The organism is Pseudomonas cremoricolorata DSM 17059 = NBRC 16634 (assembly GCF_000425745.1).
GTDB lineage: Bacteria > Pseudomonadota > Gammaproteobacteria > Pseudomonadales > Pseudomonadaceae > Aquipseudomonas > Aquipseudomonas cremoricolorata.
On sequence record NZ_AUEA01000002.1, the window covers coordinates 253,778 to 270,266 of the forward strand.

4 protein-coding genes are annotated in these 16,489 nt (G+C 68.6%); 3 read left to right on the plus strand and 1 reads right to left on the minus strand.

The genetic code is table 11. The features are described from left to right. The first annotated feature begins 62 nt into the window (after positions 1-62). The 3 genes from dsbD to dsbG are packed head-to-tail and all read left to right on the plus strand — an operon-like array spanning position 63 to position 3,353. The gene (dsbD, locus tag H618_RS0103605) at positions 63-1,772 is read left to right on the plus strand and encodes a protein-disulfide reductase DsbD (protein ID WP_028693766.1); all 1,710 of its coding nucleotides are present in this window, start codon (positions 63-65) and stop codon (positions 1,770-1,772) included. After that, positions 1,772-2,596 carry a TlpA family protein disulfide reductase gene (locus H618_RS0103610; protein ID WP_028693767.1) on the plus strand — a complete coding sequence of 275 codons (825 nt, stop codon included), beginning with the start codon at positions 1,772-1,774 and terminating at the stop codon, positions 2,594-2,596. The genes dsbD and H618_RS0103610 overlap by 1 nt, the downstream gene beginning before the upstream one ends. Before the next feature lies 1 nt (position 2,597). Next, the gene (dsbG, locus tag H618_RS0103615) at positions 2,598-3,353 is read left to right on the plus strand and encodes a thiol:disulfide interchange protein DsbG (protein ID WP_028693768.1); all 756 of its coding nucleotides are present in this window, start codon (positions 2,598-2,600) and stop codon (positions 3,351-3,353) included. Positions 3,354-3,369: 16 nt separating this feature from the next. Here dsbG and H618_RS0103620 read toward each other — a convergent pair whose 3' ends face one another. Next, entirely contained in the window at positions 3,370-16,323 is a 12,954-nt protein-coding gene (locus H618_RS0103620) for a non-ribosomal peptide synthase/polyketide synthase (RefSeq protein WP_028693769.1), read from the minus strand. Positions 16,324-16,489: the final 166 nt, after the last annotated feature.

Here is a 16,489-nt window from a genome sequence, read left to right on the forward strand (position 1 = left end):
AACCCCGCGTTAATCCCTTCCCGCCAGCCTACGCGCACTCTCACTTTGACCAAGGCCTGTCGATGCGCGTCCTGTTGTTGTTTTTCAGTCTGCTGCTGAGCCCGTTGCTCAGCGCCAACCCGTTTGCCGCCAAGGCCGATTTCCTGCCGGTGGATGAGGCGTTTCGGGTCAGCCATGAGCGTTTGGAAGACGGTCAGTTGCGCATCGATGTCCAGATCCAGCCGGGTTACTACCTGTATCAGAAGCGCCTGAAGTTCGATGGCCTGAGCGCCGAGCAGCAGCCGGTGCTGCCAACGCCGCTGAACCATCATGACGAGTTCTTCGGTGATAGCCCGATCTACCGCGACCAACTGCAACTGCTGATCCCTGCCGACGCCCAAGGGCAACTACGCCTGGGCTGGCAGGGCTGCGCCGACGCTGGGTTGTGCTACCCGCCGCAAACCAGCGTGATCGACCTCGGCGGCCCGGCGCCTGGCGCGGGGGCACAGGCCAGCGATCAAGTCCTGGCAGGTTCGCTGGCAGGCGCGAGCCTGGGCTGGAGCCTGCTGGCGTTCTTCGGCCTCGGCCTGCTGCTGGCCTTCACCCCTTGCTCGCTGCCGATGCTGCCGATTCTCGCAGGGCTTGTGCTGGGCCAGGGCGCAACGCCTCGGCGCGGCTGGCTGCTGGCCGGCAGCTACGTGCTGAGCATGGCGCTGGTGTATGCCGGGCTGGGGGTGCTCGCCGCGCTGCTGGGCGGCAGTCTGCAGGCCTGGTTGCAGCAACCGTGGCTGCTGGCCGCGCTGGCCGGATTGTTCGTGCTGCTGGCCTTGCCGATGTTCGGCGCCTTCGAACTGCAATTGCCGGCTGCGCTGCGCGATCGCCTTGACCGCGCTGGTCGCGGCACCCAGGGCGGCAGCCTGCCGGGCGCTGCGCTGCTCGGTGCGCTGTCGGGGCTGCTGCTCGGCCCATGCATGACCGCGCCGCTGGCCGGTGCGCTGCTGTACATCGCGCAAAGTGGTGACGTGCTGCAGGGCGCGCTGGTGTTGTTCAGCCTGGGCTTGGGCATGGGCCTGCCGCTGCTGTTACTGGTGACGGTGGGCAACCGCTTCCTGCCACGCCCCGGCGCCTGGATGAACCGGATCAAGGCGCTGTTCGGTTTCGTCTTTCTCGGCATGGCGCTGTACATCGCACGCACCTTGCTGCCCGCGCCACTGCTGCTGGGCCTGGCCGGGGCGTGGCTGGCAAGTCTGGCCTGGAGCGCCTGGTGGGCGCTGGCAAGCCACACCGGGCTGCGCGTGCTGGCGCTGCTCGCAGGGCTGTGGGCAACCTTGATGGTGATCGGCGCGGCCGCTGGCGGCAGCGATCCGTGGCAGCCTCTGCAGCCCTTTGCCGGCACCCGCGCGGCAGCGGTGGCGAGCACCGATGCAGGTTTTATCGACGTGCGCTCGCCGGCCGCGCTGCAAGGCGAGCTCGACGCCGCCCGCAAGGCAGGCCAGTGGGTGATGCTCGACTATTCTGCCGAGTGGTGCGTGGCCTGCAAGGTGATGGAAAAGAACGTCTTCGCCCGCGCTGACGTCCAAGCCGCACTGAGCGAGGTGCGCCTGCTGCGTCTGGATGTCAGCGCAGATTCGGCTGACAGCCGCGCGCTGCTGCAACGCTATCAGGTGCCCGGCCCGCCCAGCCTGCTGTGGCTCGGCCCTGACGGCAACGAGCGCCGCGCCCAGCGCATCACCGGCGAAGTCGACGCCGCCACCCTGCTCGAGCACTGGAGCGCAACCCGGAGCCAAGGCTGATGCTGACCGTCACCCTCGGGCCACTGACCATGGCCCTCAATCACCTGCTGCTGCTCACCGCCCTGGGGCTGGCCAGCCTGGTCGGCTGGTGGGTCGCCCGACGCGGTGGCGAGAACCCGGAATCTGCGCTGTTCAACCTGTTTCTGCTCGGCCTGCTCGGCGCCCGCGCAGGCTTCGTGCTGGCCTACTGGCCGCTGTACCGCAACGAGCCGTTGCAGATCATCGACATCCGCGACGGCGGCTTCGTGCTCTGGAGCGGCCTGCTCGGCCTCGCCGCAGGCGCGCTCTGGCAGGGCTACCGGCGCCCTGCCCTGCGCCGTCCGCTGGCTTGGGCGCTGGGCTGCGGGCTGCTGTTCTGGGGCCTGGCCAGCCTGGGTAGCCACTTGTACAGCAAGGGCACCGAACTGCCCGAACTGACCCTGCGCGATAGCCAGGGCGAGCCGGTGGCCTTGCACGACTACCGTGGCCGACCGCTGGTGATCAACCTGTGGGCCACCTGGTGCCCGCCGTGCCGGCGGGAAATGCCGGTGTTGCAGCAGGCCCAGCATGACTACCCGGACGTCACCTTCCTGTTCGTCAACCAGGGCGAGAGCGCGGCCAACGTCAGCACCTTCATGACCACCACCGGGCTGAACCTGTCCCATGTGCTGTTCGACAGTGGCGGTCGCCTGGCCCAGCAGGTCGGCTCGCTGGCCCTGCCCACCACCCTGTTCTACACCGCCGAAGGCCGGCTGGTCGGCAGTCACCTGGGCGAGCTGTCGCGCGCCAGCCTGCGCCACGCCCTCCAAGCCCTCGACGCACCCGCCGCAACCCAAGGAAACTGATATGCGTTCTGCTGCATTGATGCTCACACTGGCGCTGTTCGGCGCCCCGCTGGCCCAGGCCGAGTCGCTGCCTGCCGCCATCCAACAGATCGAGGCCAAGGGCGCGCTGATCAAAGGCCGCTTCGATGCCCCCGACGGCCTGCGCGGTTACGCCGCCGAGTACCAGGGCAATGCCCTGGCGCTGTACCTGACCGCTGACGGCAAGCATGTGCTGGTGGGCAACCTGTTCGATGCCAAAGGCGAGGATTTGAGCGCCGAGCCACTGCAACGGCTGGTCTATGAGCCGATGAGCAAGGTGCTCTGGGGCAAACTGCAGGACAGCGCCTGGATCGCCGACGGCAAGGCCGATGCACCGCGCATCGTCTATGTCTTCAGCGACCCCAACTGCCCGTACTGCAACCTGTTCTGGGAGCAGGCGCGGCCCTGGGTCGAGTCGGGCAAGGTGCAGTTGCGCCACATCATGGTCGGCATCATCCGCGCCGACAGCCCCGGCAAGTCAGCGGCGTTGCTGGCGGCCAAGGACCCGGCCAAGGCCCTGCATCAGCACGAGGCCGCCGGCAAGGACAGCTCGCTCAAGGCGCTCGAGCCGATCCCTGAAGCGGTCAAGCAGCAACTGGCCCGCAACATGGCCTTGATGCAGGGCATGGGCCTGCAAGCCACCCCGGCGATCTTCTACCTCGACGAACAAGGCCGCATGCAGCGCCAGCAGGGCGCGCCCCAGCCGCAGATGCTGGAAAGCATCCTCGGCAAGCGCTAGACGCCCCCCTTGCCTGTTACAGCGCCTCCAGCTCGGCCATCAGGTCACTGAGGCGCTCGACCTTGTCGTCATCCAGCACGCTGCCCTGCAGGCCGCGCACATACTCGGCCAGCGCCTCCACCGTGCTGCACTCGAACATCGCGCGCAGCGGCAGGTCGAGCTGCAGGCCCTTGTGTACCCGCGAGGCGATCTGCGTGGCCAGCAACGAGTGCCCGCCCAGTTCGAAGAACGAGTCGCGCACCCCGACCCGCTCGAGCCTGAGCACATCGGCCCAGATCTCGGCCAGGCGCTGCTCCAGCTCATCGCGCGGCGCCAGGTAGTCGCCACGCAACTGGCCGCCGATGTCGATGGCCGGCAGCGCCTTGCGGTCGAGCTTGCCGTTGGCGTTGTGCGGCAACTGCTCGAGCCAGGCGAAATGCAGCGGCACCATGTACTCGGGCAGCTCGGCGCGCAGGCGTTGCTTGAGTCGATCGAGCAGGGAGTCGTCGGCGCTGATGCCTTGGGCGGCCACCAGATAACCGACCAGATGCGCACCGTTGTCGCCGTGCTGCACCGCAACCGCGGCATCGCGCAGCTCGGGCTGTTCGTGCAGGCGCGCTTCGATTTCGCCCAGCTCGATGCGATAACCGCGGATCTTCACCTGATGGTCGATACGCCCGACGTACTCCAGTACGCCATCGGCGCGGCGCCGCGCCAGGTCACCGGTACGGTACAGCCGTTCACCCGGAGCGCCGTCGGCATGCGGCACGAAGGCCAGCGCAGTGCGCTGCGGGTCACCGACATAGCCACGACCGACTCCGGTGCCGGCCACGCACAGCTCACCAACGCTGCCCAGCGGCACCAGCTGCTGCTCTTCGCCATACAGGTACAGGCGGTTGTTGTCGGTCGGTGTGCCGATCGGCAGGTAAGTGCCCTGGGTCGAGGCGGCATCGACGCGGAAGAATGCCACGTCATCCGAGCATTCCGCCGGGCCATAGGCATTCACCAGGCCTACCTGTGGGTAGCGCTGCAACCATTGCGCCGCCAACTCCGGCGGCATCGCTTCGCCGGTGGGCAACATCCAGCGCAGGCGTGGGAGTGCCTGATGGGTGTCTGCGAGCATGCCTTGAATCAGTGAAGGCACGCTTTCCAGCACACTGATACCACTGGCCTCGACATGCGCCAGCAAGGCCTGCGGGTCATGGGCGATGGCGTTCGGCACGATTTCCACGCAGGCACCGAACAGCGGCGCGGCAAGGAACTGCCAGACGGAAATATCGAAGCTCTGCGAGGCGGTCTGGGCGATCACGTCGTGCTCGTCCAGCGCCAGGTACGGCACCTTGCTCAGCTGGTTGTTGAGCATGCCGCGCTGCTCGACCATCACCCCTTTGGGCAAGCCGGTGGAGCCGGAGGTGTAGATCACGTAAGCCAAATGCTGCGGGCCGCTGTAGATGCCCGGGTTATGGCTGGCGACCGCGCTGGCCTGCACCTGCTCCCACACCAGCAGCCTTGGCCGCACCAGCGCATCGAGTTGGTCGAGCAGCGCCTCGGCCTGCGCGGCGCAGGCGGCGGTGCACACCAGCAGCGGCGTGCGGCTGAGCTCGACGATGCGTTGCAGTCGCGCACTCGGCAGGCTCGGGTCGAGCGGCAGGTAGCCGGCGCCGGCCTTGAAGCTGCCGACGATCATGCCCAGCAACGGCAAGCCGCGCTCGGCCAGCAGCGCCACCGGCTGATCGGGCTGTACCCCCGCCTCGCGCAGGGCATGGCCCAGGCGGTTGCCGGCAAGGTTGAGCCCGGCGTAGTCGAAGCTCGCCTCCAGGCAGCGCGCCACGGTGCGCTGCGGATGCGCCGCGACCTGCGCCTCGAACAGTTCCACGTAGCTTCGTTGCAACGGGTAGTCGCGGGTGCTGCGGTTGCAGTCATCGAGCAGGAACCGCCGTTCTTGCTCGCCGAGCAGCGGCAAGGCAGCCATATCGCCGTCGAACCGCTCGACCAGCGCCAGCAGCAGGCGCTTGAATTCGGCCAGCAGACGCTCGACGGTGGGCGTGTCGAAATAGCGTTGGTCGAACGACAGGTGCAGGCCCAAGTCGTCGCCTGGGTAGCACACCGCGGTCAGGGGGAAGTTGGTGTGGGTACGCCCGGAGTCGGAGCTGGCGTTGAACTGCTGGGCATGGTCGAGCACGGCGCTTTCCACCGGCGCGTTCTCGAACACGAACAGGCTGTCGAACAGCGGCTGGCCCTTGGGCAGTTCGCTGCATGCCTGAATCGCCACCAGCGGCAGGTATTCGTACTCGCGCAGTTCCATGTTGCGTTCCAGCAAGCCCCGCAACCACTGCCGCACGCTGCAACGCTCGTCGGCGGCGGGCAGTTGCACGCGCAAGGCGACGCTGTTGATGAACAGGCCGACGGTGCGCTGCATCTGCGGCAGGCTCACCGGACGCCCGGCCACGGTGACCCCGAAGAGCACGTCGCGCTCACCGCTGTAGCGCGCCAGCACCAGCGCCCAGGCCGCTTGGGCGAAGGTGTTGACGGTCAGCTGATGGGCCTGGGCCAGCTCGCGCAGACGCGCGCCCTGCGCCACCTCAAGCCGCGTGTAACAGTCGCCGACCAGCATGCCGTCACCGGCGTGAGCGTGGCGCAGCGGGCGGTCGCTGGGGATGGCGGTGGCGCGCTCGAAGCCGGTCAGGTTGCGCTGCCACCACTGCCGCGCATCGTCCAGGCCCTGACGTTGCAGCCAGGCGATGTAGTCGCGGTAGCGCGGCGGCGGCGCCAGTTGCGCCTGAGCGCCCTCGGCCAGCGCCTGGTAGATCACGAAGAAGTCGTTCATCAGCAGCGAACGGCACCAGGCATCGATGAGGATGTGGTGGTTGCTCATCATGAACCAGTAACGCTGCTCATCGACGCGCAGCAGACGCAGGTGGAACGGTGGCCGTTCGAGCAAGGCGAAGCCGGCCTCGCGCTCGGCCTTGTGCAGGGCTTGCAGGCGCGCTTCCTGAGTGGCCGGATCGAGGCCGCGCCAGTCCTGGTAGTCGACCTCGATGCGCCCGGGTTTGTGGATGATCTGCAGCATCGCCTCGCCGGCGTTCCAGCTGAACGAGGCGCGCAAGGCTTCGTGCCGGGCCACCACGGCCTGCCAGGCGGCGGCGAAGCGCTGCGGGTCGAGGGCGCTGTCGATGCGGTAGCGGTCCTGCATGTAGTAAAGGCCGGTGCCCGGTTCGAGCAGGGTGTGCAGGAGCATGCCCTCCTGCATCGGCGTCAGCGGGTAGACGTCTTCGATCTCGGCGCTGGGCACCGGCAACTGTTCGATCTGCGCCTGGCTGAGCTGCGCCAGAGGGAAGTCCGACGGCGTGAAGCTGCCGTTGCCGGGGGTCAGGCAGTGCTCGATCAGCGCCAGCAGCTCACTGCGGTAGGCCGCCGCCAGCTCGGCGATGGTGGCCTCGTCGTAGCGCTCGGTGCTGAAGGTCCAGCGCAATTGCAGGGCGCCGCCATACACCTGGCCGTCGACGCTCAGCCAGTTGGGCAACGGCGCGTCGAGGTCATGGGCCAGGCCGCTGGGGCCATCGACCGGCTGCCACAGCGCGGTGTCGTCGAACTGCTGGTCGAACTGGCCCAGGTAGTTGAAGGTGATGCGTGCCTGGGGCAAGGCGGCCATGCGCTCGCAGGTGCTCGGCTCGGCCAGGTAGCGCAGCACGCCAAAGCCCAGGCCCTTGTGCGGCACCTGGCGCAGGTGCTCCTTGATCCGTTTGAGCGAATCGCCGCGGGCGGCCGCGTCGTTGCCTGGCACTGGGCTCAGGCGCAGCGGGTAGGCGTTGGTGAACCAGCCGACGCTGCGGGTCAGATCGATGTCGTCGAACAGGCCTTCACGGCCATGTCCTTCCAGTTGCACCAGCACCTCATCGCTGCCGCTCCACTGGCACAGGGTGCGCGCCAGGGCGGTGAGCAGCAGGTCGTTGACCTGGGTGCGGTAGGCCGCCGGCGCCTGTTGCAGCAGTTGCCGGGTGTGCTCGACGCCCAGCTCGCAGCTCAAGGAGCGCGCGTGGCGCTGCAAGTTGCCGCCCTGGGGGTGATCGCACGGCAGCTCGCGGCTCACCGCGCTCAGCTCGCGCTGCCACCAGCCCGCCTCGTCACGCAGCGAATCACTGCTGGCGTAGTGCGCCAGGCGTGCCGCCCAATCGCCCATGGCGTGGGTCTTGGCGCTCAGGCTGTGGCCGCGGTACAGCGTTTGCAAATCTTCCAGCAGCACGCGCCACGACACCCCATCGACCACCAGGTGATGAATCGCCAGCAACAGCCGCTGCGCGCCGCTGGCGTCGCTCACCAGCAGCCCGCGCAGCAGCGGCCCCTGGGCCAGATCGAGGCTGCGCTGCACGTCGCTGTACAGCGCCTGGCAGTCGTCCAGGTCAGCCACGTTGGCCGTCCACAACAGGCTGTGCTCACGCTGCTCGGCAGGCGCGGCATAGTGCGCCTGCCAGCGCCCGCCCTCGGCGGTGAAGCGCAGGCCCAGGCTGTCGTGGTGGGCCAGCAGCGCGTGCAGCGCCTGCTCCAGCGCCGCGGCCTGCAACGGCTGGCGGGCGCTCAGCAGCAGCGCCTGGTTCCAGTGCTGCGGCGCCGGAACGTCGCTGTCGAAGAACCACTGCTGGATCGGCGTCAGGCCAGTGCTGCCCTGGCGCGGGCCTTGTTCGATCTGGCTCGGCGCAGCGCCCAGGGTGACCACCGCGGCGAGCGTCTGGATCGACTGGTGCTGGAACAGGTCACGCGGGGTGAACTGCAAGCCCAGTTGCCGCGCGCGGCTGACCACCTGGATCGACAGGATCGAGTCACCGCCCAGCTCGAAGAAGTTGTCCTGCACGCCCACCTGCGGCACTTGCAGCACCTCGCTCCAGACCTGCGCCAGCTGCGTTTCCAGCGCGTTGCCTGGCGCCTGGTACTGCTGGCGAGCCAGTTGCAGGTCAGGTGCCGGCAAGGCGCGGCGGTCGAGCTTGCCGTTGCCCATCAGCGGCCACTGCGCCAGCAGCACCAGGTGCGCCGGCACCATGTAGTCGGGCAGGTGCTGGCGGGCCTGGGCCTTGACCGCTTCACGCAGCGCCTGCTGCGCCGCAGGCTCGGCATCGGCCAGCGCGCTCAGCAGGTAGCCCACCAACTGCTTGCCACCGGGCAGGTCGAGGGCCAGCACCACGGCTTCGTCCACCGCCTGATGGGCTTGCAGGCGGCTTTCGATTTCGCCCAGTTCGATGCGGAACCCGCGAATCTTCACCTGCTGGTCGGCGCGGCCAACATAGTCCACCAGGCCGTCGCTGCGCTGGCGCACCAGGTCACCGGTGCGGTACAGGCGCCCGCCGGGGGCGCCGAACGGGTCGGCGACGAAGCGTTCGGCGCTAAGCCCTGGGCGATCGTGATAACCCTGGGCCAGACCGGCGCCACCGATGTACAGCTCGCCGATACCCCCCTGGGGCAACAGCGCCAGGTCTTCATCGAGCACGTAGCCCGTGCGCGCGCCGATCAGCCGACCAATGGGCACACTCGATTCCTGCGCAGGCACGCCATCGGCCACCCGGCAGGCCAGCGGCATCACCACGGTTTCGGTCGGGCCGTAGGCGTTGAACAGTTGCTGCGGGGCGAACGCCTCGCGCAGGCGCTGCACGTGTTCAGCCTGCAACGCTTCACCGCCGGTAATCACCAGGCGCACCGGCAAGCGCTCGCCTTGGCTTTGCAGATGCTGCGCCAGCTGGCTGCCATAGCTTGGGGTGAAGCCGAGCACGCTGACCTGCTGCTCGCGCACCAGTTGGCAGATTTGCTCGGCGTCCCACTGCCCCTGGGCGCGCAGCACCACCCGCGCGCCACACAGCAGCGGCACCAGCAGACGCTCGCTGGCGGCATCGAAGTTGATCGAATAGAAATGCAGCTCGCAGTCGTCGCTGCGCATGTCGAAGGCTTCGATCACCGCCAGGCAGTGCATGGCGATTTCGCCATGGCTGACCACCACGCCCTTGGGCTGGCCGGTGGAGCCGGAGGTGTAGATCAGGTACGCCTGATGTTGCGCCAGGCTCGCGACCTGCGGCGCCTCACTGCTGTACTCGGCCAACGCCTGGGAGTCGTCCTCCAGGCTCCAGGTAACGACACCTGCCGGCAGCTCGCCAAGGCGTTGGAGCAGCGCGCGCTGGGCCACCAGCAGGCCCAGCCGGCTGTCGCCGATCATGTAGTGCAGGCGCTCCAGCGGGTATTCGGGGTCGAGCGGTACGTAGGCGCCGCCGGCCTTGAGGATCGCCAGCAGGCCCACCACCATCTCCAGCGAACGCTCCAGCGCCAGGCCCACCCGCACCTGCGGGCCGACCCCGCGCTGGCGCAGGGCGTGGGCCAGGCGGTTGGCCTCTCGGTCCAGCTCGGCATAGCTCAGATGCTTGCCGGCGAAGGTCAGCGCGCGTGCAGTCGGGGTACGCGCCGCCTGGGCGGCGAACAGGCCATGCACGGTGTGCTCCAGGCTCAGGTCGCGGTCGCCTTGCAGTTGGCTGAACAACGCGTGTCGCTCAGCGGCGCCGAGCATCGGCAGCTCGCTCAGGCGCTGCCCGGGGGCGTCCAGCAGGCCGCCCAGCAACTGTTGCCAGTGCTCGGCCATGCGCGCGATGCGCGGCTCGTCGAACAGGTCGCGGCTGTAGGTCAGGCAGCAGCCAAGGCGGCCGTCGAGGTCGGTGACTTCCAGGTACAGGTCGAACTTGGTCGCACTGGCATCGTTGACCAGGTAATCCACCTGCATGCCCAACAGCTCGCGGCTCTGCTGGAAGGCCCAGCGCTGCACGTTGCACATCACCTGGAACAGCGGGTTGTAGGCGCTGCTGCGCGGCGGTTGCAGGGCATCGACCAACTGCTCGAAGGGCAGGTCCTGGTGCGACTGGCCTTCGATGATGGTCTGGCGTACTTGCTCGAGCAGCGCCATGGCCGGCATCTGCCCGTCCAGTTCGCAGCGCAGCACCTGGGTGTTGAGGAAGGCGCCGATCAACCCTTCGCTTTCCGGGCGGATGCGGTTGGCCACCGGCGCGCCGATGCGCAGGTCATGCTGCCCGCTGTGGCGGTGCAGCAAGATCGCCAGGGTCGCGGTCATGGTCATGAACAGGGTCAGGCCGTGCTCGGCGTTGAAGGCATGCACGCGGGCAGCCAGCGCCGGGTCGAGGTCGAAGCGGTACAGCCCGCCGCGGTGGCTTTGCACCGCCGGGCGTGGGCGGTCGCTGGGCAGGCTCAGCAGCGGGTGTTCATCGCCCAGGCGCTGCTTCCAGTAATCGAGCTGACGCTGGCCCTCGCCGCTTTCCAGCCACTGGCGCTGCCACACGCTGTAGTCCAGGTACTGCACGGCCAGCGCTGGCAGGGGCGATTCGCGCTCGTCGACGAAGGCCTCGTACAGCTCGCCCAGCTCGCGGGCGAAGATGTCCATCGCCCAGCCTTCGGTGACGATGTGGTGCAGGGTCAGCACGAAATGGTGCTCGCGCTCGGCGCTCTTGACCAGGCAGGCGCGCAGCAGCGGCCCGCGCTCAAGGTCGAACGGCAAGTGCGCCTGTTCATCGGCCAGGCGCTGCAAGGCCTCACTGCGCGCAGGCGCTGCCAGGGCGCTGAAATCATGCCAGCCCAGCTGTACGCCGCTGTCGGCGGCAACGCATTGCAGCGGCTTGCCGTCGATGCTGGGGAACGTGGTGCGCAGCGCTTCGTGGCGTGCCAGCAGCGTCTGCAAGGCGCGCTCGAAGGCATCGACGTGCAGCGCACCGCGCAGCCGGGCCATGCCGCCGACGTTGTACGCCGGGCTGTCCGGCTGCATGTGCCAGAGCACCCACATGCGTTGCTGGGAATGCGACAGCGGTACTGCCTGGCGGCGGTCGATGCGTGCGATCGGGCCTTGGCGGTTGCGCTCACCGGCGGCCTGGACCCTGGCGATTTCAGCGCAGAAGGCGCCCAGCTCGCAGGCGTCGAACAGCGCCTTGAGCGGCAGCTCGACGTCACAGGCCTGACGGCAGCGCGAGACGATCTGGGTGGCCAGCAGCGAGTGCCCGCCCAGGGCGAAGAAATCATCGTGCAGGCCGACCTGCGCCAGGCCCAGCACCTCGCACCAGATCGCCGCCACCTGGATTTCCAGGCCAGTGCGCGGAGCAACGTGCTGACGCTGCTGCCAGGTCGGTGCCGGCAGTGCGCTGCGGTCGATCTTGCCGCTCGGCCCCAGCGGCATCTGCGCCACATGCAGCAGTTGCGCCGGCACCATGTACGCCGGCAATTGCGCGGCCAGGGTGGCGAGCAGGCGCTCGCTCTGCTCGCGGCCACTGTAGTAACCCAGCAACTGCGCGCCCACGGCATCGACATGGATCAGCACCACGGCCTGTTCGACGCCCTCCTGGGCCAGCAGGCAGGCCTGCACTTCTTCCGGCTCGACGCGAAAACCGCGCACTTTCACCTGCTGATCGAGGCGGCCGAGGTATTCCAGGGCCTGATGCTGGACGTTCCAGCGGGCGCGGTCACCGCTGCGGTACAGGCGCTCGCCGTGGCCATCGGCACGCGGCACGAAGCGCTCGGCGGTCAGCCCTGGCCGGCCGAGGTAACCGCGGGCCAGGCCCAGGCCACCCAGGCACAGCTCGCCGGGCACACCCGGGGCGCTCAGTTGCAGCTCATCATCGAGCACCTGGCAGATGACGTTGCCCAGCGGCCGACCGATCGGCGACAACCCACCGTCGCTGGCCTGGCAGCGCCAGTGGGTGACGTTGATGGCGGTTTCGGTGGGGCCATAGCGGTTGTCCAGCAGTGCTTGCGGCCACAGCTGCAAGACCCGGTCGCGCAGCGCCGCGGGCAACGCCTCGCCGCCGCTGAAGATGCGCCGCAGGCTGCTGCAGGCGGCCGCCAGCGGTTCGTGCACGAACACCTGCAACAGGGGCGGCACGAAGTGCACGGTGGTCACGCCGAACTGCTGCACCAGCGCCGCGATGCGCTGCGGGTCGCGGTGTTCGCCCGGTCCTGCGAGCACCAGCGAGCAGCCGCTGAGCAGCGGCCAGAAGCATTCCCAGACCGAAACGTCGAAGCTGATCGGCGCCTTTTGCAACAGTACATCGTCAGCGCTGAGGCCGTAGTGAGCCTGCATCCACTGCAAGCGTTCGGCCACTGCCGCATGGGTGTTGCCGACGCCTTTGGGCTGGCCTGTGGAGCCGGAGGTGTAGATGACATAGGCCAGGTTGTCGCCGTGCAGCGTCACCCGCGGCGGCTGGCTCGGCCAGTTGTCCAGGTGCAGTTGGTCGAGGGCGATGGCGCTGACCCCTTCGCACTGCGGCAAGCGCGCCAGCAGGCCGCTGTGGCTGAGCAGCAGCGCGGCGCCGCAGTCACTGAGCATGAAGGCCAGACGTTCGGCCGGATAATCGACATCCAGCGGCACATAGGCGCCCCCGGCCTTGACGATCGCCAGCAGGCCGACCAGCAACTGCGGCGAACGCTCCAGGGCAATCGCCACGCACGTGTCGGGGCCGACGCCTTTGTCACGCAGGTAATGCGCCAGACGGTTGGCCTGCTGGTGCAGGCTGGCGTAGCTCAGGCTACCGCCGTCCCAGTGCAGGGCGATGCGCTCGCCACACAGCCGCGCCTGCTCGTTGAGTTGTTCGGGCAGCCAGCGCGTGGCGGGCGTCGCCGCTGCCTGGCCCCAGGTCAGCAACTGCTGGCGGCTGTCGCTATCGAGCAACTGCACCTCACCGATGGCCACCTGCGGCTGGGCACACACCTGCTCCAGCAGGGCCAGCAGGTGCGCGCCAAGGCGCTGCACCGTACTGGCGTCGAACAGCTCGGCGGCGTAGTCGAAGGCCAGGGTCAGGCGGCCCTGGTGGTCCTCCTCGCTGTGCAGTTGCAGGTCGAACTTAACCTGGCGGCTGTGCCAGGGCAGTTCCTCGGCGAGCAATCCGGGCAAGCGCCGCAGCGCCGACAGGTCGCGCTGCTGATGGTTGAACATGACCTGGAACAGCCCCTGCTCGCGGGCCTCGGGCAGCGCCTCGAGCAGTTGCTCGAAGGGCAGGTCCTGATGGGCCTGGGCCTCGAGGGTGCGTTGGCGCACCTGCTCGAGCAGCGCGGCGAACGGCAGGCGCGGGTCGAGTTCGGCGCGCAGCACCTGGGTGTTGATGAAGAAGCCGACCAGGCCTTGGGTCGCCAACAGCGGTCGGTTGGCGTTGGGCACGCCGACGCGGATGTCGGCCTGGCCGGTATAGCGGTGCAGCAGCGCCTGCCAGCCGGCCAGCAAGACCATGAACAGACTGGCCTGCTGCGCCTGCGCCAGGGTCTGCAGGGCGCTGGTCAGCGGCGCCGGCACTTTCACACTCAGGCGCGCGGCGCGCTGGCTGTGCAGGGTACTGCGCGGGTGATCGGGGTGCAGGTCGAGCACCGGCAGGGCATCGCCCAACTGCTGTTGCCAGTAGGCCAACTGCCGCGCGCCCTCACCCTCGGCCAGCCACTGGCGTTGCCAGATGCCGTGGTCGGCGCTGCCCAGCGCCAGCGCCGGTAGTGTGGCGCCTGGGTCGGCGTACAACCGGGCGAATTCATCGAGCAGGATGTTCAGCGACCAGCCGTCAGCGACGATGTGGTGCAGGGTCACCCACAGCTGATGCAGCTCATCGTCCAGGCGTACCAGGGTCACCCGCAGCAGCGGGCCCTGGCGCAGGTCGAACGGCTGTTGCGCCTCCTCTTCGCGCAGCGCCAGCACCTGCTGCGGCGCAAGCCCGCGGCAGTCGCGCTGCTGCACGCTGAACGGCTGCGCCGGCTGGATGTGTTGCAGGGCCTGGCCGTCGACCTCGCTGAACAGCGTGCGCAACGCCTCATGACGCGCGACCAGTACCTGGAAGGCAGCCTGCACCGCGGCCACGTCCAGCTCGCCGCGCAGGCTCAGCCCGGCGGGGATGTTGTAGGCCGCCGACTCGGGCTGCAGTTGCCACAGCAGCCACAGGCGATTCTGCGCCAACGACTGCGCCAGGGCGCGGTCGCGCGGCTGACGGATCATGGCCGGGCTGGTCGACGGCGCAGCGCCCAGCAGCGCGGCCACCGCGGCGCTGTAATCGGCCAACAGCGGCGCTTCGAACAGGGTGCGCAGGCTCAACGCCACGCCCAGTTCATCGCTGAGCCGCGCGGTTAGCTGCGCGGCGGCGATGGAGTTGCCGCCCAGCAGCAGGAAGTGGTCATCGGCGGCCACGCGCTCGAGCTTGAGCTGCTCGCACCACAGCGCGGCGATGCGCTGCTGCAAGTCACCGGCAGCTACGGCTGCTGGCGCGGCAGGTTGAGCCGGCAGCGGGAAGCGTGCATAGCAATCGAGGCTGCCATCGCCCAGCCGCTGACGGCAGGCCGAGCGTTGCAGCTTGCCGCTGGAGGTCTTTGGCAGTCCACCTGGGTTGAGCAGCAGCACCACCGCCGGGGCCTGGTTGCAGGCTTCGGCCAGCACTTGGCGGATGTGCTTGATCAGGCTGTCGGCCGGGGTGCTCTTCTGCACCCCTCGGCCCACCTCCACAGCCACGCCGATACCCTCCGCGCCATCGTGCTCGACAGCGAACACCGCCACCCGGCCCTTGCGCAGGCCCGGCACTTCGCGCTCGAGGGTCAGTTCCAGGTCCTGCGGGTAGAGGTTCTGCCCGCGCACGATGAGCAAGTCTTTCAGGCGGCCGCTGACGAACAGCTCGCCGCCGCGCAGAAAGCCCAGATCGCCGGTGCGCAGCCAGGTCTGGCCGTCACGCTCGACGAAGGTCCGCGCAGTGGCTTCGGGGTTGCGCCAGTAGCCTTGGGCAATGCTCGGCCCGGCGGCCCAGATTTCGCCAACCTGGTTGTCGGCCAGCGGTTGCAGGCTCTGCGTGTCCACCACCTGTACGGCGTGCCCTGGCTGGGCGAAGCCGCAGCCCATCAGCACGCTGTCGTGGCCAGGCTCCACCCGGTGCGCGGCGAACGCCTCGGCTTCGATGCCCAGCGCGGCGATACCCGCGCCGCGCCGGCTGCCACTGACGAACAGCGTGGCCTCGGCCAGGCCATAGCTGGCGAAGAAGCTCGACGCGCCGAAATGGCAGGCGGCGAAGCGCTCGGCAAAGGCTTGGAGGGTGTCGTGGCGGATTGGCTCGGAGCCCGAATAGGCCACCCGCCAGCGGCTCAGGTCGAGCTCGGCCAGAGCGGCGTCGCTGACCCGCTCGCTGCACAGGCGGTAGGCGAAGTCCGGGCCGCCGCTGATGGTGCCGCCGTATTCACTGATCGCCTGCAACCAGCGCTGCGGCCGTGCGAGGAAATAGCCAGGCGACATCAGCACGCAGGGCACGCCGCTGAAGATCGGTTGCAGCAGCCCGCCGATCAGGCCCATGTCGTGGTACAGCGGCAGCCAGCTGACGATGACGTCATCGGGGTTGAGGTCGATGCCAAAGCCCTGGCGAATCAGTTGCTCGTTGGCCACCAGGTTGCCATGGCTGACCTGCACGCCCTTGGGCAAGGCGGTGGAGCCAGAGGTGTATTGCAGGAAGGCGATGTCGTGCGGCGCCAGCTCTGGCGCCTGCCAGTTGTCTGCCAGCGCGGGGTCGAGGTGGTCGACCGAAAGCAGCTGCGGCGCATCGATGCGGGTCAGCGCCTCCAGCTCGCCGAGGCTGCTGGCCAGGGCCTCGACGGTCAGCAGCAGGCGCGGCTGGGCATCGTCGATGATCGACAGCAAGCGCTGCTGGTGATGCTGGCGGGCAGATTCGGGTGGGTAGGCCGGCACGGCGATGACACCGGCATACAGGCAGCCGAAGAACGCCGCCACGTAATCGGCGCCGCTTGGGAACAGCAGCACCGCCCGCTCGCCGAACCCGGCGCGGGCCTGCAACGCCGCGGCGATGCTGCGCGCACGCTGATCGAGATCCCGGTAGCTGAGCACCGCCTGGTCGCGGGGATCGTCCGCCAGAAAGCGCAAGGCGACCTGCTCGGGGGTGCTCGCAGCGCGTTGGCGCAGGGCCTGGACCAGCGTGAGCGGGAGTTCGAAGGCGTCCATCATGGAATGTTCCTGCCAGAGTCTGGGTAGGTCGCGCCGCGCCAGGGCGCCATGTCTGGCGCAGCGTGGGGCGGCGGTGAGAAGTACTCTGAGGAACGGATGGCCCTGAGCAGAAATTACTACCTGGGCGGCGCGCCAGGCCAGGCGCCGGCTGGCGACTCATAGCCAG

Bases quoted from the DNA above. Each gene is read 5' to 3' on its own strand.
- H618_RS0103620 (WP_028693769.1), bottom strand. From the start codon at position 16,323: ATGATGGACGCCTTCGAACTCCCGCTCACGCTGGTCCAGGCCCTGCGC.
- dsbG (WP_028693768.1), top strand. From the start codon at position 2,598: ATGCGTTCTGCTGCATTGATGCTCACACTGGCGCTGTTCGGCGCCCCG.
- dsbD (WP_028693766.1), top strand. From the start codon at position 63: ATGCGCGTCCTGTTGTTGTTTTTCAGTCTGCTGCTGAGCCCGTTGCTC.
- H618_RS0103610 (WP_028693767.1), top strand. From the start codon at position 1,772: ATGCTGACCGTCACCCTCGGGCCACTGACCATGGCCCTCAATCACCTG.